Source organism: Streptomyces sp. NPDC007945 (genome assembly GCF_042958885.1).
Lineage (GTDB): Bacteria > Actinomycetota > Actinomycetes > Streptomycetales > Streptomycetaceae > Streptomyces.
Genome location: NZ_JBIBJV010000002.1, coordinates 660223 through 679390 on the forward strand (window position 1 = coordinate 660223; position 19168 = coordinate 679390).

General features: G+C 72.5%; 16 protein-coding genes. 10 read left to right on the plus strand and 6 right to left on the minus strand.

What is annotated here, in order from left to right:
* Nucleotides 1–164: 164 nt before the first annotated feature.
* The gene (locus ACFZCF_RS08260; RefSeq protein ID WP_388436901.1) at nt 165–809 is read left to right on the plus strand and encodes an HAD family acid phosphatase; all 645 of its coding nucleotides are present in this window, start codon (nt 165–167) and stop codon (nt 807–809) included.
* A 133-nt stretch (nt 810–942) separates the two neighbouring features.
* On the opposite strand, the gene ACFZCF_RS08265 is transcribed toward ACFZCF_RS08260, so the two are convergent.
* A complete protein-coding gene (locus ACFZCF_RS08265) occupies nt 943–1443 on the minus strand; it encodes a hypothetical protein (protein ID WP_388436904.1) in 501 nt (166 codons plus the stop codon).
* 101 nt (nt 1444–1544) lie between these two features.
* Between ACFZCF_RS08265 and ACFZCF_RS08270 the strand changes: the two genes are divergently transcribed.
* Nucleotides 1545–2171: a lipoprotein gene (locus ACFZCF_RS08270; RefSeq protein ID WP_391285431.1), complete on the plus strand. Its 627-nt coding sequence runs from the start codon at nt 1545–1547 to the stop codon at nt 2169–2171.
* 152 nt (nt 2172–2323) lie between these two features.
* Here the strand turns inward: ACFZCF_RS08270 and ACFZCF_RS08275 are convergent, their stop codons facing one another.
* A complete protein-coding gene (locus ACFZCF_RS08275; protein ID WP_388436910.1) occupies nt 2324–3850 on the minus strand; it encodes a ricin-type beta-trefoil lectin domain protein in 1527 nt (508 codons plus the stop codon).
* A gap of 143 nt (nt 3851–3993) precedes the next feature.
* Between ACFZCF_RS08275 and ACFZCF_RS08280 the strand changes: the two genes are divergently transcribed.
* From ACFZCF_RS08280 to ACFZCF_RS08290, 3 genes are all read left to right on the plus strand, one after another.
* On the plus strand, nt 3994–5394 hold the full coding sequence (locus ACFZCF_RS08280; RefSeq protein ID WP_388436913.1) for a class II fumarate hydratase: 1401 nt from the start codon (nt 3994–3996) through the stop codon (nt 5392–5394).
* A gap of 110 nt (nt 5395–5504) precedes the next feature.
* On the plus strand, nt 5505–6182 hold the full coding sequence (locus ACFZCF_RS08285) for a DUF402 domain-containing protein (protein ID WP_388436916.1): 678 nt from the start codon (nt 5505–5507) through the stop codon (nt 6180–6182).
* A gap of 310 nt (nt 6183–6492) precedes the next feature.
* Complete coding sequence (locus ACFZCF_RS08290) at nt 6493–8397, plus strand: SpoIIE family protein phosphatase (protein WP_388436919.1); 1905 nt, start codon at nt 6493–6495, stop codon at nt 8395–8397.
* A gap of 83 nt (nt 8398–8480) precedes the next feature.
* Here the strand turns inward: ACFZCF_RS08290 and ACFZCF_RS08295 are convergent, their stop codons facing one another.
* Nucleotides 8481–10736: a transglycosylase domain-containing protein gene (locus ACFZCF_RS08295; RefSeq protein ID WP_388436922.1), complete on the minus strand. Its 2256-nt coding sequence runs from the start codon at nt 10734–10736 to the stop codon at nt 8481–8483.
* Nucleotides 10737–11075: 339 nt separating this feature from the next.
* On the opposite strand from ACFZCF_RS08295, the gene ACFZCF_RS08300 reads away from it, so the two are divergent.
* The 3 genes from ACFZCF_RS08300 to ACFZCF_RS08310 are packed head-to-tail and all read left to right on the plus strand — an operon-like array spanning nt 11076 to nt 14637.
* Complete coding sequence (locus ACFZCF_RS08300) at nt 11076–11600, plus strand: helix-turn-helix transcriptional regulator (RefSeq protein ID WP_391285435.1); 525 nt, start codon at nt 11076–11078, stop codon at nt 11598–11600.
* Complete coding sequence (locus tag ACFZCF_RS08305) at nt 11597–12271, plus strand: ABC transporter ATP-binding protein (RefSeq protein ID WP_388436925.1); 675 nt, start codon at nt 11597–11599, stop codon at nt 12269–12271. Before ACFZCF_RS08300 ends, ACFZCF_RS08305 begins: the two co-directional genes overlap by 4 nt.
* On the plus strand, nt 12268–14637 hold the full coding sequence (locus ACFZCF_RS08310; protein WP_388436928.1) for an FtsX-like permease family protein: 2370 nt from the start codon (nt 12268–12270) through the stop codon (nt 14635–14637). Before ACFZCF_RS08305 ends, ACFZCF_RS08310 begins: the two co-directional genes overlap by 4 nt.
* 114 nt (nt 14638–14751) lie before the next feature.
* Here ACFZCF_RS08310 and ACFZCF_RS08315 read toward each other — a convergent pair whose 3' ends face one another.
* Nucleotides 14752–15705, minus strand: coding sequence for a LysR substrate-binding domain-containing protein (locus ACFZCF_RS08315; RefSeq protein ID WP_391285438.1), 954 nt, complete (start codon nt 15703–15705; stop codon nt 14752–14754).
* Nucleotides 15706–15840: 135 nt separating this feature from the next.
* On the opposite strand from ACFZCF_RS08315, the gene ACFZCF_RS08320 reads away from it, so the two are divergent.
* Both ACFZCF_RS08320 and ACFZCF_RS08325 read left to right on the plus strand, forming a co-directional pair.
* The gene (locus ACFZCF_RS08320; protein WP_189946495.1) at nt 15841–16395 is read left to right on the plus strand and encodes a peroxiredoxin; all 555 of its coding nucleotides are present in this window, start codon (nt 15841–15843) and stop codon (nt 16393–16395) included.
* A 2-nt stretch (nt 16396–16397) separates the two neighbouring features.
* Nucleotides 16398–16931 (plus strand): alkyl hydroperoxide reductase, encoded by a 534-nt coding sequence (locus ACFZCF_RS08325; protein ID WP_169087320.1) that lies wholly within the window; start codon nt 16398–16400, stop codon nt 16929–16931.
* Between the two features lie 60 nt (nt 16932–16991).
* On the opposite strand, the gene ACFZCF_RS08330 is transcribed toward ACFZCF_RS08325, so the two are convergent.
* The gene (locus ACFZCF_RS08330; RefSeq protein ID WP_391285441.1) at nt 16992–17669 is read right to left on the minus strand and encodes a hypothetical protein; all 678 of its coding nucleotides are present in this window, start codon (nt 17667–17669) and stop codon (nt 16992–16994) included.
* A complete protein-coding gene (locus tag ACFZCF_RS08335) occupies nt 17666–19096 on the minus strand; it encodes an AI-2E family transporter (protein WP_391285442.1) in 1431 nt (476 codons plus the stop codon). The genes ACFZCF_RS08330 and ACFZCF_RS08335 overlap by 4 nt, the downstream gene beginning before the upstream one ends.
* Nucleotides 19097–19168 lie beyond the last annotated feature (72 nt).

The window sequence follows — 19168 nt, forward strand, 5'->3', positions numbered from 1 at the left end:
TGTGGCACGTCGGCGCCCCCGGTCCCCCGCGCGGAGGGACCGGGGGCGCCGTCACGTCCCGCTCCGAAAGTCGCTACCGACTGGTAGTCAGCCGGCCACTTACTGGTCAGTATGGGTCGCGAGCATGTCAACCACTGAGACGGTCGACCACTCGGGAGCCCCCCATGCCCTCCACGCCCTCCCCGCGTTCCGCCAGGTCCGCGGCCACCGCCACCGGCCTCTTCGGCCTCACCGCGCTCCTCGTCGTCGGGCCCGCGCCCGCCGCCTCCGCCGCCGATCCCGACACCCACCTCACCTCCGCCGCCGCGATCGAGGGCGTGGACTACACGACCTGGCGCCGGGACGTGGCCGCGGTGGTCGCCCAGGCCCGCCCGTACATCGAGGAGCGCGCCGAGGACGCCGGCACGGAGAAGCAGGCGATCGTCCTCGACATCGACAACAGCTCCCTGGAGACGGACTTCCACCCGTTCTGGGAGCTGCCGACGCCGGCCATCCCCGAGATCCACTCGCTGGTCCGGGACGCGCACGCGCGCGGGGTGAAGGTCTTCTTCGTGACCGCGCGGCCGGGGATCATCCACTCCCTCACCGAGTGGAACCTCAAGCAGGTCGGCTACCCCGTCGACGGCCTGTACGTGCGCTCGCTGCCCGACCTCTTCGCCGAGGTGAGCGCCTACAAGACGGAGAAGCGCGCCGAGATCGAGGCCAAGGGCTACACGATCATCGCGAACATCGGGAACAACACGACCGACATCGTCGGCGGCCACGCCGAGCGCGCCTTCAAGCTGCCGGACTACGGCAAGCTCTCCTGAACCCGCCGGGCTCACCCGGTCGCGCGGGACTCACCCGGTCGCGCCGGACCCGGGAGCACCCGGGGGGACGTCCCACGCCACGGGACGCCCCCACCGGGTGAGCTGGAACCCCGACCGGGTACCGGTGCAACCCCTACCGGGTGAGGTGGAACTCCAGGCGCGAGTAGTCCCCGTCCGGGGTCGAGCGGATCCAGCCGCGGGCGTTCTCGAAGTCGCCGGTGCCCCCGGTGACCGCGATGTCGAACGCGGCCGGAGCCTGGTCCGAGGGGTCGACGGAGAGCAGGGTCTGCCCGGTGAGCTGGCCGCCGGGACCGCCGTTCAGGACGAAGGTGCCGACGCAGAGCACGTCCATCGGGTCGCCGGTGCGGACCACGGTGCAGCCCACGCCGTCCCGGCCGATCTTCTCCCCGCCCTTGGTGCGGGAGAGGTCGTCGGCGAAGGCGAAGGAGTCGCCGACCTCGGGTGACGAGCCGGGTCCTCCGTCGTCGCCCGGGACCTCCTTGGCGTACAGGGTGAACTCGTACCCGTCGGCGGGCACGGCGGGTGCGGCCGCGACCGGTGCGGCGGACGCGAAGGTGACGGCCGCGACCGTCGCGGCGCCGAGGGCGCCGATCCTCCTGAAGCTCCGGCTCATGGACTGCCTCCCTGGCGGGGTGTGGACTTCCCCCCTTCGGGCCGTCCTCACATTGTGCTGCCGCCGTCCGGGTGACGCACGCCGTCGTGGATGATGGGGCCATGCCAGGTAGAGCCCCCCTTCTGCGTACCGCCCTGCTCGCGGCGGCCCTGCTGACCGCCTGCGGGACGACCCCGGAGGCGGTCGCGCCGGCGGCGGCCCCGACGACCGCGGCGAAGTCGCCGGCGGCGACGCCTTCGCCGAAGGCCGCCGTGTCGGTCGGCGGGCCCGGCACCGCCTGCGCGCTGCCCGTCTCCTTCTCCCTCATGGAGGGCTGGGAGCCGGAGACGGTCGAGAAGCCCGACGACCCGGACTTCGCCGCGCTGGTGGAGCAGGGGCCGGCCACGATCGTGTGCGAGGCGAAGTCGGAGGGGACCCCGGACATCGGTTTCGTGCGGGTGTGGACGGCGCCGAAGGGGCCGGTCCGGGGCGCGCTGAAGGCCTTCGTCGAGGAGGACGAGAGCAAGGAGCTCGTCCTCACCGACGTGAAGGCGGGCGCGGTGCCCGCCGTGGAGGCCCGCTACTCGGTGTACAGCGCGCTCGACGAGGCCTGGCGGGACGGGCGTTCCTTCGCGGTGGCGGCCCCGAAGGGCACGGTCGTGATCGTGGAGCTCGGGGGCCTGGACGCGGAGGAGGACGCGGTGGTCGCCGCGTACGAACTGGCGAAGTCGACGCTCAAGCTCACCTGAGGCGACAGGGGGCAGACCCCCGGACCCCGTCCCGGCGTGGACAGACCCACGACCCCGTCCCACCACCCGCAAAAGCCCTGCCCCCCACCCCCGCACACACAAAAGCCGTGCCCCCCGTCCCGCACCGGACGGGGGCCACGGCGTTCCGGGGGCTAGGCGAACCGCTGGTTCGTCGAGCCGTCGCAGGTCTGGAGCCGCACCGGCTCCTTCGCGGCGCCCTGCGTGAGGCAGAGGCCGGTCGCGGCGGCGGGCCGGATCGTGGCGCCGTCGCGGACGAACCTCTGGTTGGCGGCGCCGCTGCAGTTCCAGACGATGAGCGCCTTGCCGGCCTGGTAGGCGGCGCCGGGCACGTCCAGGCAGCGGTCCTGGGTGAGTTCGGTGTGCAGGGTCTTGCGGGCGGAGTCGTACCACCAGCCCTGGTTGCGTCCGCCGTGGCAGTCCCAGCCGAGGACGGCGGTGCCGTTGGCGGACTCGGCTGCGTTCACGTCGAGGCAGTCGCCGGTGGCACCGTTCCGCAGCGGCTTGTAGACGTCGTCCCAGGCGAACGGGAAGAGCGTCGGGGTGCCGGAGGAGTTCACGTCGGCGCAGCTCGCCTCGCGCAGGCCGGAGCCGTAGAGCTGGGTCAGGCAGGAGGCGAAGGCGGCGTGGCCGCCCTTGTTGGGGTGGAAGGACTGGCGGGTGGAGTTCTCGTCGATGCCGCCGGGCTTGGAGAGGTCGATGTACAGGCCCCGGGCCCAGGTGTCCTCCATGCAGACCTCGTGGCCGTGGAAGAGCCGCGAGTTGTCGAGGTAGACGGCGCCGGTGGCGGCGGCCACCTTGCGCATGCCGCGCTCGAAGGCGGGCACGGCGGTGTTGCGGCCCCACTTGGTGTCGGAGTCGTAGCCCATGCCGCCGCAGGCCAGCTTGCCGGAGAAGTTCGGGTTGTCGTAGAAGTCGGGGCCGATGGGGCTGGGGTAGCCCATGACGACGAGCTTGTAGTCGCCGTCGGCGTACCCGGCGTCCCGCATCACCGACTTCAGGTCGCGGACGGTCTGCTCGACCTTGGGGACGAGGGCGTCGACGCGGGACTGCCAGCCGGGGGCGTACTTGGGCTCGCAGGCGCCCTGGCTGAGGACGAAGCGGGTGACGCAGTCGGTCATGACGGGTCCGAACTGCAGGTCGTCGTTGGCGCCGGCGACCAGGAGGACCATCTTGATCCGGGTGTTGCGGGCCTTGACGGCGAGGTTGTCGCTCTGGACCAGCTCGTCCGCGTACTGCTTGCTCCCGCCGATCCGGATGTTGCCGGTGTAGGCGCCGGAGCAGGAGACGTTGAAGGTGAGGTCCGCGGGGATGCCGGTGCGGTGGATGGCGGCGTCGGGCGAGCGGTGGCACCAGTTGGTGGGGCCGTTGGTGGGAGGCTCGTAGCTGCCCACGCCCTCGCCGGAGATCTCGCTGTCGCCGAGCGAGATCAGGCCGGTCTTGCGCTGGTCGATCGGGCGTTCCTCGGGGCTGCCGTAGATCTTGGTGGCCTCGGCCGCCCGGATCGCCTCCAGCTCGGGCGGGAGGGGTACGGAGGCGACGGCGGCCCTCGTACCGGTGTCGGCCGCTCCGGCGGGGGCGGCGGTCAGGGAGCCGAGGGCGGCGGCCGCCGCGGCGACGGCGGCGATGGGCCACCGGAGTCTGTACCTGGTGCGCGTCATTGCGCCTCCTGGAAGTGGGGTTACCCACGGTTTTTACTGGCCGGTAGACGCCTTGGGAATACATCGAACAAGACAAGTGCTCAAGTTTTTCGGGGGTTTCGGCGGTCGCCCCCCGGTGAACACGGCCAGGAGGTTGACGGATCATGAGCAACGAAGACGGTTACCGGACCGAGCACGACTCCATGGGCGAGGTACGGGTCCCCGCGCACGCCAAGTGGCGGGCGCAGACCCAGCGCGCGGTGGAGAACTTCCCGGTCTCCGGGCAGCGCCTGGAGCGCGCCCACATCGAGGCGCTGGCCCGCGTCAAGGCCGCCGCCGCCACCGTCAACGCCGAGCTCGGGGTGATCGACCGGGACCGCGCGGAGGCCATCGCGGCCGCCGCCGCGGAGGTCGCCGAGGGCCGCTGGGACGACCACTTCCCGGTCGACGTCTTCCAGACGGGCTCCGGCACCTCCTCCAACATGAACACCAACGAGGTCCTCGCCACCCTGGCCGGTGAGCGGCTGCCGGCCGACCGGGCCGTCCACCCCAACGACCACGTGAACGCCTCGCAGTCGTCCAACGACGTCTTCCCCTCCTCCATCCACATCGCCGCCACCGCCGCCGTCACCCACGACCTCATCCCGGCGCTCGACCACCTGGCCGCCGCCCTGGAGCGAAAATCGGCCGAATTCGCGACGGTCGTGAAGTCGGGTCGTACGCATCTGATGGACGCCACCCCGGTCACCCTGGGCCAGGAGTTCGGCGGCTACGCGGCCCAGGTCAGGTACGGGATCGAACGGCTGCGCTCCGCCCTCCCCCGGCTCGCCGAACTCCCCCTCGGGGGCACGGCCGTGGGCACCGGGATCAACACCCCGCCCGGTTTCTCGGCCGCCGTCGTCGCCGAGCTCGCCCGCACCACCGGCCTGCCCTTCACCGAGGCCCGCGACCACTTCGAGGCGCAGGGCGCCCGGGACGGCCTGGTGGAGACGTCCGGCCACCTCAGGACCATCGCCGTCTCCCTCACGAAGATCGCCAACGATCTGCGGTGGATGTCCAGCGGCCCCCGCACCGGACTGGCCGAGATCAACCTCCCCGACCTCCAGCCCGGCTCCTCGATCATGCCCGGCAAGGTCAACCCGGTGATCCCCGAGGCCGTCCTCATGGTCGCCGCCCAGGTCACCGGCAACGACACCACCGTCGCCGTGGCCGGCGCGGCCGGGAACTTCGAGCTCAACGTGATGCTCCCGGTGATGGCCAAGAACCTCCTCGAGTCCGTACGACTCCTGGCCAACGCCTCCCGGCTGCTCGCCGACCGCACCGTCGACGGCATCACGGCCAACGTCGAACGCGCCCGCGAGTACGCCGAGTCCTCCCCCTCCGTCGTCACTCCGCTCAACAAGTACATCGGCTACGAGGAGGCCGCGAAGGTCGCCAAGCGGTCGCTGGCCGAGCGGAAGACCATCCGCGAGGTCGTCCTGGAGTCCGGCTACGTGGACCGCGGCGACCTCACCCTCGCCCAGCTCGACGAGGCCCTCGACGTCCTGCGCATGACCCGGCCGTGACCCCGACATGACCCGGAGGTGTCCCCGGTCCGAACCCGGGGCCGCCCCCGGGTGACTCAAGCGTGACCTGTACCGCAGCGCCGGTGGGAGCGCGCCCCTAAGATCTGCGCATGACAGGAGCGGACGGTTCGGACGACGACATCCGGCGCTGGGCGCCCGGGGAGCACATCCTGTGGCGCTACCGTGGCGTCGGCACCGACGAGGTGCACATCTGCCGGCCGGTGACCGTGGTCCGCGACACCCCAGACCTGCTCGCCGTGTGGATGGCGCCCGGCACCGAGTGCGTCCGGCCGGTCCTCGCCGACGGCACCTCCGTCCACGACGAGCCGCTCGCCACCCGCTACACCGCGCCCCGCACCACCGAGCGCGCCCGCTGGGCCGGCAGTGGGGTCCTCAAACTGGCGCGCCCCGGCGACCCGTGGTCGGTCTGGCTCTTCTGGGAGCGCGGCTGGCGCTTCCGCAGCTGGTACGTCAACCTGGAGGAGCCGCGCCGCCGCTGGGCCGGCGGCGTCGACTCCGAGGACCACTTCCTCGACATCTCCGTCTACCCCGACCGCAGCTGGCTCTGGCGGGACGAGGACGAGTTCGAGCAGGCGCAGCGCGCCGGGCTCATGGACCCGGCCGCCGCCGCCCGGGTGCGGGAGGCCGGCGCGGCGGCCGTACGGCTGGTGGAAAGCTGGGGAACCCCCTTCCGGGACGGCTGGGAGGAGTGGCGGCCCGATCCCTCCTGGACCGTCCCCGCCCTGCCGGCGGACTGGGATCGCACCCCGGCGCACACCGCTCCATGAGACCCTTGCCGCGCCCCCCGGGTCGAAACGTAGGATCGTCCTCCGCACGGCCGACAACGGGCGGACACCACGTCACCGACCGAACGCAGCGCAGCAACTGACCACACGTCACCGCACGTCATCGATGAGGGGGAGGAGCAGTGCCGGAGCTGTGCCCGGGTCGCACTCCCCCCGCCCCTGCCGCGGTCCGCGGATCGTCCGTATCCACCGCGAACACCGCCGCCGGAGGGTTTATCCCCGCCGGAGGCGCGGCATCGGCGAGAAGAGCGAGTGCATCGCACCACCGGCCCGGACGGACGGAATCCCACGCGTGACGGAGCATCCCACCTCCCACGAAGGCCGGCAGCCGCTGGCCGACCGGCCCCAGGAACAGACGCGGCCTCGCCAGGAGGCCGCGCCCGCCGGCCTGCCCTCCGACCTCCCCGCGCAGCAGCCGGCGCAGCCGCCGGAGCCCCCGTCGGTGCCGGGCCCTTCGGCGCCCGCGGTCGCCGTCGCCGTCTCCCCCAAGGGGGCGGAACCGGCCGGGCGGCGCGAGGGCGACCGGCTGCGCTTCGTCGGCGCCGCGACCCGGCGGATCGCCCGCGGCCTCGATCCCGACGAGATCGTCCTCGGCCTGTGCCGCGCCACCGTGCCGGCCTTCTCCGACGAGATCCTCGTCTACCTCCGCGATCCGCTGCCGGTCGGCGACGAGCGGCCGGTGGCACCCTTCGTGCTGCGGCTGCGCCGCACGGACCGGCTGCGGTTAACGGACCTGGAGGGCGACGAGCTCGTCCTCGTGCCCGATCCCGACCCGACGCCCGCGGCCGAGCTCTGCGAGGTGCGCTCCGGCAGCGCCCTGGCCGAGGTGCTCCGCGGGGTCCGGCCGGTCTTCGGCGACTCCGCGGCCGCCCGGGCCGCGCTCGGCGAGCTCCTGGGACCCGACCATCCGCTGCCGCGCGGCCTTCGGGCCATACTGGCGCCGCTGCGCGGCCGCCGCCGGGTGATCGGCGCGGCCGTCTTCCTGCGCCGCTCCGAGCAGCCCGCCTTCGACCCGGACGACCTGCTGGTCGGCGCCCAGTTGGCCACCCACACCGCGCTCGGCATCGACAAGGCGGTGCTGTACGGCCGGGAGGCGTACATCGCGGACGAGCTCCAGCGCACCATGCTGCCGGACTCGCTGCCGCAGCCGACCGGCGTGAAGCTCGCCTCCCGCTACCTGCCGGCGGCCGAGACGGCCCGGGTGGGCGGCGACTGGTACGACGCGATCCCGCTGCCCGGCAGCCGGGTCGCCCTGGTCGTCGGGGACGTCATGGGCCACTCCATGACGTCGGCGGCGATCATGGGCCAGTTGCGCACCACCGCGCAGACCCTGGCCGGGCTCGACCTGCCGCCGCAGGAGGTGCTGCACCACCTCGACGAGCAGGCCCAGCGGCTAGGCGAGAACCGGATGGCGACCTGCATGTACGCGGTGTACGACCCGGTCTCGCACCGGATCACGGTCGCCAACGCCGGTCATCCGCCGCCGATACTGCTCCATCTGGACGGGCACGCGGAGGTGCTGCGGGTGCCCGCGGGCGCGCCGATCGGGGTCGGTGGCGTGGACTTCGAGGCGGTCGAGCTGGACGCCCCGGCCGGTGCGACGCTGCTGCTGTACACGGACGGTCTGGTGGAGTCCCGGCTGCGGGACGTGTGGACCGGCATCGAGCTGTTGCGGGAGCGGCTGACGGCGGCGGCCCAGCTGACCGGGCCCGACCACGCGCCGCCGCTGGAGGCGCTCTGCGACGACGTGCTCGACATGCTGGGTCCCGGCGACCGGGACGACGACATCGCGTTGCTCGCGGCCCGCTTCGACGGGATCGCGCCGAGCGACGTGGCGTACTGGTTCCTGGATCCGGAGGACGCGGCCCCGGGCCGGGCCCGCCGGCTCGCCCGCCGGGCGCTGGCCCGGTGGGACCTGGAGGAGCTGACGGACTCGGTGGAGCTGCTGATCAGCGAGGTGGTGACGAACGCGGTGCGGTACGCGGAGCGGCCGGTGACCCTGCGGCTGCTGCGGACGGACGTGCTGCGCTGCGAGGTCGGCGACGACTCCCCGCAGTTGCCACGGCAGCGGCGGGCCCGCGATACGGACGAGGGCGGGCGCGGCCTGTTCCTGGTGAACCGGCTGGCGCGGCGCTGGGGCGCGACCCGGCTGTCGGGCGGCAAGGTCGTCTGGTTCGAGCTGTCGACGCGCGTCTGACCGCCGTACGCGACGAAGGCCGGCCCCCGTGGTGGGGGCCGGCCTTCGTCGCGTACGGAAGTCGCGTACGGAAATCGCGTACGTCAGCGGGGCTGCTGGGTGGTGCGGTCGGGCCGGACGGTGCCCTCGTCGCCGTCCGGGCCGCCGCCGTCCGGGGGTTGGACGGTCGCCGTGTTGGTCGGCTCGCCGGTGGGCTCGCGGGTCGGGTCCGGCGGGGTGGTGGTGGGCGTCCGGGTGGGCGTCGGCCGGGTCGTCGGCGGCGTCGTGGGCGGGGTGGTCGGCGCGGTGGGGGTGCGGGCCGGCGGGGTCGTGGCCGTCTCCGTCGGCTCCTCGGTGGGCTCCTCGGTCGCGGTCGGCGAGCTCGTCCCGGTCGGCAGGCGGCTGTCGCCGTCCCAGCCGCCGTCGGTCTCCAGGTCGAACTCGGCGTCGGAGCCGCCGTTCAGGGCGCGCTCGGTGTAGGCGCCCCAGATCTTGGCCGGGAAACCGCCGCCGTTGGCGCGGCCGGGCTCGATGGTGTCGGTGAGGGTGACCTGCTCGGCGATCTTGCCGGAGGTGTCCTCGCCGAAGAGGGCGACGGCGGTGACCAGTTCGGGGGTGTAGCCGACGAACCAGGCGGCGCGGTTGTTCTCGGAGGTGCCGGTCTTGCCGGCGGCCTCGTAGTCACCGGCGGCGCGGAAGCCGGAGCCGTTCTCGACGACGCCCCGCATGGCCTTGGTGACGGTGTCGGCGGCCCGGCGGCTGATGACCTGCTCGCCGGTCTGCCGGACGGTCGCGACCCGGCGGTCGCGGTGCTGGGCCGCCTTGACGAGGGACGGGGTGACCTTCCGGCCGTGGTTGTCAAGGGTGGCGTAGGCGCCGGCCATGTCGAGGGTGGAGGCGCCCATCGTGCCGAGCGCCATGGCCGGGGTGGGGGCGAAGTCCTGGCCGTCCTTCATGCCGAGGTCGAGGGCGGTCTTCTTGGTCTTCTCGGCGCCGACGTCGACGATCATCTGGGCGTAGACCGAGTTGATGGACTTGTCGGTGGCCCGCTGGACGGTGACGGGGCCGTACGAGTAGTCGCCCTGGTTCTCGGGGGCGTAGGGGATCTTGCTGCCGACGACCGGGCGCCGGGAGTCGCCGTCGTAGATCGTGCCGAGGCCTATCTCGCGTCCGTCCTGGGTGGTGGCCTCGTTGTCGAGGGCGGAGGCGAGGACGATCGGCTTGAAGGTGGAGGCGGGCTGGAAGTCGCGCCGGGTGGCGTTGGACATCCAGTGCTCGGTGGCGCCGACGCCGCCGTACATCGCGACGACCGCGCCGGTCCTCGGGTCGACGGAGGTGGCGCCGGCCTGGACGGTGGCGGCCTTCTTGTCGCCCTTGCGGTCGAGCTTGGACTCCAGCTCCTTGTCGACCGCGGCGACGAGGTCCTTCTGCTTGTCCTCGTCGATGGTGAGGGTGATGGTCCAGCCGCCGGCCTTGATGTCCTCCTCGCTGACGCCCTGGCGCATCAGCTCCTGGTTGGCGGCCTCGACGATGTAGCCGGTCTGGCCCTCCATGCCGGGGAGCGGCTTGGGGGCCCGCGGGACGGGGAACTTCAGTCCGGCGCGCTCGGCGGCGGGGAGCCAGCCCATCTCGACCATGTTGTCGAGGACGTAGTTCCAGCGCTCCTCGACGAGCTTGCGGCCGGTGGCGTTGGCGGAGGTCCAGTCGTACTGGTTGGGGGCCTGGAGCAGTGAGGCGAGGTAGGCGCCCTGGGCGGTGGTGAGGCGGGAGGCGTCGGTGCCGTAGTACGAGCGGGCGGCGGCCTGGATGCCGTAGGCGGAGCGGCCGTAGTAGCTGGTGTTCATGTACCCGGCGAGGATGTCGGACTTGGACATCTCCTCGTCGACCTTGACGGCGATGACCATTTCCTTGAGCTTGCGGGTCGCCGTCTGGTCCTGGCTCAGGTAGAAGTTCTTGACGTACTGCTGGGTGATCGTGGAGCCGCCCTGCTTGCCCTGGCCGGTGAGGGTGTTCCAGGCGGCGCGGGTGGTGCCCTTGATGTCGACGCCGTTGTCCTTGTAGAAGGTCTTGTTCTCGGCGGCGACGAAGGCCCGCTGGACGGGGAGCGGGATCTTCTCCAGGCCCACGATCTCGCGGTTTATCTCGCCGGTGCGGGCGAGGATCTTGCCGTTGGAGTACTTGTAGATGTTGCTCTGCATGGTCGCCTCGGCGTTGGCCGTGGGCACGGGGACCAGGAGGTAGACGGTGTAGAGGCCGCCGACACCGATGAGGCAGAGCAGGAAGAAGGTGCCCAGCAGCTTCTTCCAGGTGAAGAGGCGGCGTATGCCCCGTTTCTTCGCCTTCGCGTCCGGTCGGCCCATGTCGTGTGTCGCTCCGCTCGTCGTGTGTCCCGTCGTCCCGATCGTCCGGCGCGCCGGATCAGCTCAGCAAGCTAACACCGACACTGCGGACAAAGGGCAACCGATCACGCCTTTTCGGGACGTGAGAATCAGCACCCACTCCCAGGGGAACCGACGCCCGGGCGGAGGTGATGGTTGCGTGAAGGAATGACTCCGCTTCGGTGACGCCTCCACGCTCCGCCGACTCCCCCTCCGGATCCCCTGCCGCTCCACCGGGGCTCCGTCTTCCCGCGCGGGCGCCGACGACACCCCTCCACCCGGCTATACATCGCGCGTATACACGCCGTGTAGAGTGACGCCATGTCCATCGGTCACACCCTCCTCGGACTCCTCGAATCGGGACCGCGCCACGGCTACGACCTCAAGCGCGCCTTCGACGAGCGGTTCGGCCACGACCGGCCGCTCCACTACGGCCAGGTCTACTCGACGATGTCCCGCCTCCTGAAGAACGGCCTCGTCGTCGTCGACGGCATCGAGGCCGGCGGCGGCCCCGAACGCAAGCGGTACGCGATCACCGACGCCGGCATCACCGACGTCGCCACCTGGCTCGCGACCCCCGAGAAGCCGGAGCCGTACCTCCAGTCCACGCTCTACACCAAGGTCGTCCTCGCCCTGATGACCGGCCGCGGGGCTGCCGAGCTGCTCGACACCCAGCGCGCCGAGCACCTGCGCCTGATGCGCGAGCTGACCCGCCGCAAGAGGGACGGCGACCTCGCCGACCAGCTCATCTGCGACCACGCCCTCTTCCACCTGGAGGCCGACCTGCGCTGGCTCGAACTCACCGCCGCCCGCCTCGACCGGCTCGCCGAGGAGGTCCGCCGGTGACCCTCCTCCGTGCCGAGGGCCTGACCAAGGCGTACGGCCCCACCACCGCCCTCTCCGGAGCCGACTTCGCCCTGCGCGCCGGCGAGGTCGTCGCCGTCATGGGCCCGTCCGGCTCCGGCAAGTCCACCCTGCTGCACTGCCTCGCGGGCATCGTCCGCCCCGACGCGGGCACCCTCACCTACGACGGGCGCGACCTCACCGCCCTCTCCGACGGCGCCCGCAGCGCCCTGCGCCGCACCGACTTCGGCTTCGTCTTCCAGTTCGGCCAGCTCGTCCCCGAGCTCAGCTGCGTGGAGAACGTCGCCCTGCCGCTCCGGCTGAACGGCGAGCGGCGCAAGGCCGCCGAGGCCCGGGCCACCGAGTGGCTCGCCCGCCTGGAGGTCGACGACACCGCCGCCAAGCGCCCCGGCGAGATATCCGGCGGCCAGGGTCAGCGGGTCGCCGTCGCCCGCGCCCTCGTCACCGCCCCGCGCGTGATCTTCGCCGACGAACCGACCGGCGCCCTCGACTCCCTCAACGGCGAGCGGGTGATGCGGCTGCTCACCGACGCGTCCCGGGACACCGGCGCCGCCGTCGTCCTCGTCACCCACGAGGCCCGCGTCGCCGCCTGGTCCGACCGCGAGGTCGTCGTCCGCGACGGCGCGGTCCGGTCCACGGAGTGGGCCGCGTGAGCCCCCGCCTCTGGGCCCGCGACCTCGCCCTCGGCGCCCGCTTCGCCGCCTCCGGCGGCCGCTCGGGCGTGCTCCGCACGCTGCTCACCGCGGCCGGCGTCGGCTTCGGCGTGGCGCTGCTGCTGCTCGCCGCCTCCTTCCCGAACATGCTCTTCCAGCGGGAGGTGCGGGAGTCGGTCCGCGCCGTCGACGGCAGCGAACAGGTCACCTCGCCCCGGCCCGACTCCTTCCTCCACCTCTCGCGGACCACGGTCTACCGCGACGACGTGGTCAGCGGACTGCTGCTGCGCCCCGAGGGCGACGCGCCCCCGGTCCCACCGGGCGCCGACGCCTTCCCGAAGGCCGGCGAGATGCTGGTCTCCCCCGCGCTCGGCGAACTGCTCGACTCCCCCGAGGGCGCCCTCCTCAGGGAACGGCTGCCGTTCCGGGTCGCCGGGACGATCGGCGAGGCCGGCCTCATCGGCCCCGCCGAACTGCGGTACGTCGCCCACGCCGCCTTCCTGGACGCCGACGACCTCGACGGGCGCGGCACCCGCTACGGCTGGTCGGTGCCCGAGGAACCGATGAACGCGTTCCTGATCCTCCTCGTCGTCGTCGCCTGCGTCGTACTCCTCCTCCCGGTGCTCGTCTTCGTCGCGACCGCCGTCCGCTTCGGCGGCGAGCAGCGCGACCGGCGGCTCGCGGCGCTCCGGCTGATCGGCGCCGACACCGCCTCGACCCGGCGGATCGCGGCCGGCGAATCCCTCGCCGGCGCGCTGCTCGGCCTCCTGGTGGGCCTCGGACTCTTCGCGGCGGCCCGGCAGTTCGCGGGCGCCTTCACCATCTGGGACGTCAACGCCTACCCGGGCGACGTCGTGCCGATGCCCGCGCTCGCCGCGCTCGTCCTCGTCGTCGTCCCGGTCGCCTCCGTCGTGGTCACCCTCTTCGCCATGCGGGGCGTGGTGGTCGAGCCGCTCGGCGTCGTCCGCGCCTCCGCCCCGCGCCGCCGCCGACTGTGGTGGCGGCTGCTGCTCCTCGCGGCCGGCGCCGCCTTCCTCGTCCCGCTCATGGGCGACGTGGAGGTGACCCGGACCGACCTCGACACCGTGGGCGTCGTCACCGGCACCACGCTCGCCCTGATCGGCCTCACCACGCTCCTGCCGTGGCTCGTCGAGGCGGGCGTCAAACGGCTGGGCACGGGTCCCGTCGCCTGGCAGCTCGCGGTCCGCAGGCTCCAGCTGAGCTCCGGCACGGCGGCCCGCGCGGTCAGCGGCATCGTCGTCGCGGCCACCGGGGCGATCGCGCTCCAGATGCTCTTCCAGGCGATGGAGAGCGACTTCACCCAGCTCACCGGCGAGGACTCGTCCCGCGCCCAGATCGTGTTCGGCACCGACGCGGAGACCGCGGCGGAGGCCCGCGCGGTCATCGACCGCGTCGCGCGGACCCAGGGCGTCGCCGGAGTGATCGGCACCGTCCAGTCGAACGTATGGCGGCCCGGACCGCTCAAGAAGGGCGAGGAGTTCGCCCCCATGACCTCGCTCCGGGTCGGCGACTGCGCCTCCCTGCGGGAGTACGCCACGCTGCCGTCCTGCGAGGACGGAGACGTCTTCGTCTTCCTCGCGCACGGCGCGCAGGGCAACCCGGACGACTCCCACGTCACCCGGGCCGCCCGGCCCGGCGCCACGGTCGCCCTGCGCGACCCGCACCCCCACCCGGACGCGCCGAAGCGCCCCGCCGGCGCCCCGCCGCTGTGGCGGATCCCCGCCGACGCCCGGGTCGTCGACTCCCGGCCGGCCCCCACGGGCATGTACGAGTACGGCGTGCTCGCCACCCCGTCCGCGCTCGGCACGGCCGTCCTCGACGAACCCGACGCGCAGGTCATGGTCCGGCTCGACCCGTCCGTGCCCGACGCCGCCGAGCTCGTGCGGAACACGGCGGCGGACATCGACCCGACGTCCTACGTCCACGACCTGAAGGACACCGAGCGGGACGCGGCCTTCTCCAGCGTCCGCACCGGCATCCTCGTCGGCTCCACCCTGACGATGCTCCTGGTGGCGGCCTCGCTCCTGGTCTCGACCCTGGAGCAACTCCGGGACCGCAAGCGGCTGCTGTCCTCGCTCGTCGCCTTCGGCACCCGGCGCTCCACCCTGAGCTGGTCGGTGCTGTGGCAGACTGCGGTGCCGATCCTCCTCGGGCTCGCGCTCGCCGTGGCGGGCGGCCTCGCCCTCGGGGTCGTCCTGCTGCGCCTCGGCGGCCAGCAGGTGCGGGACTGGTGGGCGTTCCTGCCCGTCGTCGGGATCGGCCTCGGGCTGATCGCGACCGTGACGCTGCTGAGCCTGCCACCGCTGTGGCGGCTGATGCGCGCGGACGGCCTGCGCACGGAGTGACCCCTCGGTCGGATGTACGAGGGAGAGGGCGCGGGTTCCCGATACCGGGGGGTTTCGGGAGCCCGCGCCCGCGCGTCTCGGGAAGGGGGCTCTCGGGAGCCCGCCCCGCGCGTCTCAGGAATCCGCGCCCAGCACCCGTACCGGCAGCGCCGCCAGCTCCTCGCGCAACGCCCCCGCCAGCTCCTCGAACTCGGAGTGCCGGGCCGCGCCGGCCCGCATCGCGAGGGCGATCCGGCGGGTGGGCGCCGGGGCGGTGAAGGAGCCGGTGCTCAGGGCCGTGTTGCGGGCGGTCTCGACGGTGACCGCGGTGCGCGGCAGCAGCGTCACGCCGAGCCCGCCGGCCACCAGTTGGACCAGGGTCGACAGGCCGGCGGCCGTGGTGGTGACCTCGGCGCCGTCCTCCCGCCCGGCCTCGCGGCAGATGTCGAGCGCCTGGTCGCGCAGGCAGTGCCCCTCGTCGAGGAGGAGCAGCCGCAGCTCCCTGAGGGCCTCGCGCGGGATGTCGTCCCGGCCGGCCAGCGGGTGCCCCTCGGGCGCCACCAGGACGAAGTCCTCGTCGAACAGCGGGAGCTCGACGACACCGGGCACCCCGAGCGGTACGGCGAGGAGCAGCAGGTCGAGCCGGCCGGCGGCGAGCCCCTCCAGGAGGGACGCGGTCTGCTCCTCGTGGACCTGGAGGTCGAGTTGCGGGTAGCGGGTGTGGACGAGCCGCAGCACGGTCGGCAGCAGATAGGGCGCGACCGTCGGGATCACGCCGAGCCGCAGCACCCCGGTGAACGGCGCCTGCGCGGCCTCGGCCTCCTCCATCAGCTCCCCGACGGCGTCGAGCACCACGTGGGCCCGGGCCGCGAGCCGTTCCCCGGCGGGCGAGAGCAGCACTCTCCGTGTCGTACGCTCCAGGAGCTGGACACCGAGTGCCTCTTCGAGAGCCGAAACCGCGCCCGAAAGAGCCGGCTGGCTCATCCCGATCGCCGCCGCGGCGTCCCGGAAGTGCAAGTGCTCCGCGACCGCCGCGAAGGCTCTGAGCTGGGACAGGCTGGGTTGCTTCACGCGTCGGACGGGAACCACTGATAACCACCTTCGATCAACACGACCCACTCTAGCTATTTCACTGATCAATGCACTCCGTGCCAGTATGTGAGACGTCCAACCCCTCACGGAAGCGCTCAAAAGGGATGCTTCCGACCTGTGCAAGGAGAGCGCGTGCTCACTGTCGGTGACCAGTTCCCCACCTACGACCTGACCGCCTGTGTGTCGCTGGAGAGCGGCAAGGAGTTCGAGCAGATCGACCACAAGTCCTACGAGGGCAAGTGGCGCGTGGTGTTCTTCTGGCCGAAGGACTTCACCTTCGTCTGCCCGACCGAGATCGCCGCGTTCGGCAAGCTGAACGACGAGTTCGCCGACCGCGACGCCCAGATCCTCGGCGTCTCCGGCGACTCCGAGTTCGTCCACCACGCCTGGCGCAAGGACCACGCCGACCTGCGTGACCTGCCCTTCCCGATGCTCGCCGACTCGAAGCACGAGCTCATGAGCGACTGCGGCGTCCGCGGCGAGGACGGCTTCGCCCAGCGCGCGGTCTTCATCGTGGACCCGAACAACGAGATCCAGTTCACCATGGTGACCGCCGGTTCCGTGGGCCGTAACCCCAAGGAGGTCCTGCGGGTCCTCGACGCCCTCCAGACCGACGAGCTCTGCCCGTGCAACTGGAACAAGGGCGAGGACACCCTCGACGCCGGCAAGCTCCTGGCCGGTGAGTGAGCATGGCCCTCGATGAGCTGAAGGCCGCCATACCGGACTTCGCCAAGGACCTGAAGCTGAACCTCGGCTCGGTCATCGGCAACAGCGAGCTCCCGCAGCAGCAGCTGTGGGGCACCGTCCTCGCCTGCGCGATCGCCTCGCGCTCGCCGAAGGTGCTGAAGGAGCTGGAGCCCGAGGCCCAGGCGAACCTGAAGCCCGAGGCGTACCAGGCCGCCAAGTCCGCCGCCGCCATCATGGCGATGAACAACGTCTTCTACCGGACCCGGCACCTGCTGTCGGACCCCGAGTACGGGACGATGCGGGCCGGCCTGCGGATGAACGTCATCGGCAACCCGGGCGTCGAGAAGGTCGACTTCGAGCTCTGGTCGCTCGCCGTCTCCGCGATCAACGGCTGCGGCCAGTGCCTGGACTCGCACGAGCAGGTCCTGCGCAAGGCCGGCGTCGACCGCGAGACGATCCAGGAGGCGTTCAAGATCGCCGCGGTGATCCAGGCGGTCGCCGTCACCCTGGACGCGGAGGCCGTCCTCGCCGAGTAGGACGCCTTGGATGTACGGGAAGGGCCCCGGAGCATGCGTGCTCCGGGGCCCTTCCCGCTGTCACTTCCGGAGCGCCGCGAGCAGCGCGAGGGCGTCCTGGGTCAGCGGGACGTCGAGCCCGGAGAGGTCGGGCGCCCCGCGCTCGACCGTCTGGCCCTTCTCGTTCTCGATGTAGGTGCGGTAGAGGGAGAACTCCAGGACGGCCTGCCCGTCGAGCACCCGCAGCGTTCCACCGTCCTCGCTGCCGCTGAAGAACGCCTGTTCGCCGACGCCCCCGACCGGCTCGATCAGGTCGACCTGCTTCGCCCGCGCGGCGAACTCGGGCCCCGGATCGATCTGCTTGTGCAGGGTGTAGGTGATCTGGACGTCCTGCTCGCGCTCCCCCTTGCCGAAGTTCACCGAGCAGGAGCTCTCGCTCAGCGTCGGCTCGTCCAGGTACGGGCCCGCCCCGGAGCCGCTCCGGTCGCCGAGCACGGCTTCCAGGCTCTTCAGTTCGGCCCGCGCGCACAGGTCCTCGACCGACGTGTACCCCCGCAGGTCCACGCCCTCCGGCTGCCGCCCGGCGAACGCGTACAGCCCGGCGCCCCACACCGCCGAGGCGATCGCAGCGCCGCCGAGCGCCCACAGCCAGGGCATACGGCCCCGTCGCGGGCGCGGGGGGCGCGGGGCCCGCTCCTCGGTCAGCACCTCTGCCGTCTCGAAGGGGGCGCCGCCCTCCAGTTCGGGTTCGGATATCACGCCGGGCCCTTCCGGTCGGCGGAACCCGGCGCCGGTGTCGGGGCCACCTCGAAGGCGGTGGCGCCGCGCGGCTCGGGCGAGGTGAGCAGCGCCGGCTCCTGGCTCCACGCCTTCAGGTAGCCGACGACGGTGTTGGCGACCGCGACGAGCGGGACCGCGACGACGGCGCCGCCGATGCCGGCGGTGAGCCCGCCCGCGGCGACCGCGAGGACCACGGCGAGCGGGTGGACGCGGACGGCCCGGCCGAGGATGAACGGCTGGAGGACGTGGCCCTCGATCTGCTGCACGGCGAGGACCACCACAAGCACCATCAGCGCGGTGAACACGCCGTTGGTGACGAGGGCGACCAGCACCGCGAGGGCGCCGGAGATGACGGCGCCGACGAGCGGGATGAAGGCGAAGAGGAAGATGAAGACGGCGAGCGGGACCGCCATCGGCACTTCAAGGAAGTACAGGCCGAGGCCGATGAAGACCGCGTCGATGAGGGCGACCAGGACGGTGCCGCGCACATAGGCGGTGAGGGTCCGCCAGGCGCGCGGACCGGCGCCAGCGACCCCGGGCCGCGCCTGCGCGGGGACGAGCTTCAGCGTCCACTCCCAGACCCTCTTCCCGTCGTAGAGCAGGAAGAGGGTGGAGAACATGGCGAGCAGGATGCCGGTCATGGTCTCGACGACGACGGTCACGCCCTGGAGGCCGGCGGAGGTGATCTGTTCGGCGTTGGCGCCGATGGTGTCGCTGAGGTTCTTCGCGATGTCGTTGATCTGACGCTCGGTCACGTGGAAGGGGCTGTCGAGGAGCCAGCGCTTGAGCTCCTCGATGCCGTCCCTGACCCGGTCGGTGAGGTTGTCGATGTTGTCCATCACCTGCCACACCACGAACCAGCCGACCAGCCCCATGACGACGAAGCCGGAGATGGCGGTGATGGCGGTGGCGAGCCCGCGCGGCACTCCCATGGTGCGCAGCCGGGCCACGGTGGGCTGGAGCAGCGCGGTCACCAGGAGGGCGGCGACGAAGGCGAGGACGACGAGCTGGACGGAGCTGATGACCCGCATCAGGACCCAGACGGTTCCGGCGAGCACGAGCAGCCGCCAGCCGGCCTCGCCGGCGACCCGCAGTCCCCACGGGATGGCGGAGACCGGGTCGGGGCGGGCGGGGACGGCGGGCGCGTACGCCGGCGGCGCGGGCACGGTGGCGGTCACGGCGACGGCGGAGTCCCCGCCGGCCGACGGCTCGGCGGCGGCCTCACCGGAAGGTTTCTCCCCGGTCGGCGGGCGCCCCGGCGCCGGTCCGTCGGCCGGTCCGGCGTGTCCGGCCGGCCGGTGGTGCTCCGTGTCCTCGGCAGCCTCCGCGCGTCGGGCGTCCAGCTCCGCTCCCACCCGGCTGATGCCCTCGCGCAGTCGGCTCAGCCATCCTGGCAGTCTCGACATCTCGTTCCTCTTCCCCCCGTTCGGTCCCTGGCAACCTACACGCAGGAAGCCCCGCACCGTAGGACGGTGCGG

Coding starts and splice junctions, on each gene's coding strand:
- ACFZCF_RS08265 (WP_388436904.1), bottom strand. CDS start 1,443: ATGAGCCGGAGCTTCAGGAGGATCGGCGCCCTCGGCGCCGCGACGGTC.
- ACFZCF_RS08260 (WP_388436901.1), top strand. CDS start 165: ATGCCCTCCACGCCCTCCCCGCGTTCCGCCAGGTCCGCGGCCACCGCC.
- ACFZCF_RS08335 (WP_391285442.1), bottom strand. CDS start 19,096: ATGTCGAGACTGCCAGGATGGCTGAGCCGACTGCGCGAGGGCATCAGC.
- ACFZCF_RS08280 (WP_388436913.1), top strand. CDS start 3,994: ATGAGCAACGAAGACGGTTACCGGACCGAGCACGACTCCATGGGCGAG.
- ACFZCF_RS08300 (WP_391285435.1), top strand. CDS start 11,076: ATGTCCATCGGTCACACCCTCCTCGGACTCCTCGAATCGGGACCGCGC.
- ACFZCF_RS08295 (WP_388436922.1), bottom strand. CDS start 10,736: ATGGGCCGACCGGACGCGAAGGCGAAGAAACGGGGCATACGCCGCCTC.
- ACFZCF_RS08285 (WP_388436916.1), top strand. CDS start 5,505: ATGACAGGAGCGGACGGTTCGGACGACGACATCCGGCGCTGGGCGCCC.
- ACFZCF_RS08270 (WP_391285431.1), top strand. CDS start 1,545: ATGCCAGGTAGAGCCCCCCTTCTGCGTACCGCCCTGCTCGCGGCGGCC.
- ACFZCF_RS08325 (WP_169087320.1), top strand. CDS start 16,398: ATGGCCCTCGATGAGCTGAAGGCCGCCATACCGGACTTCGCCAAGGAC.
- ACFZCF_RS08275 (WP_388436910.1), bottom strand. CDS start 3,850: ATGACGCGCACCAGGTACAGACTCCGGTGGCCCATCGCCGCCGTCGCC.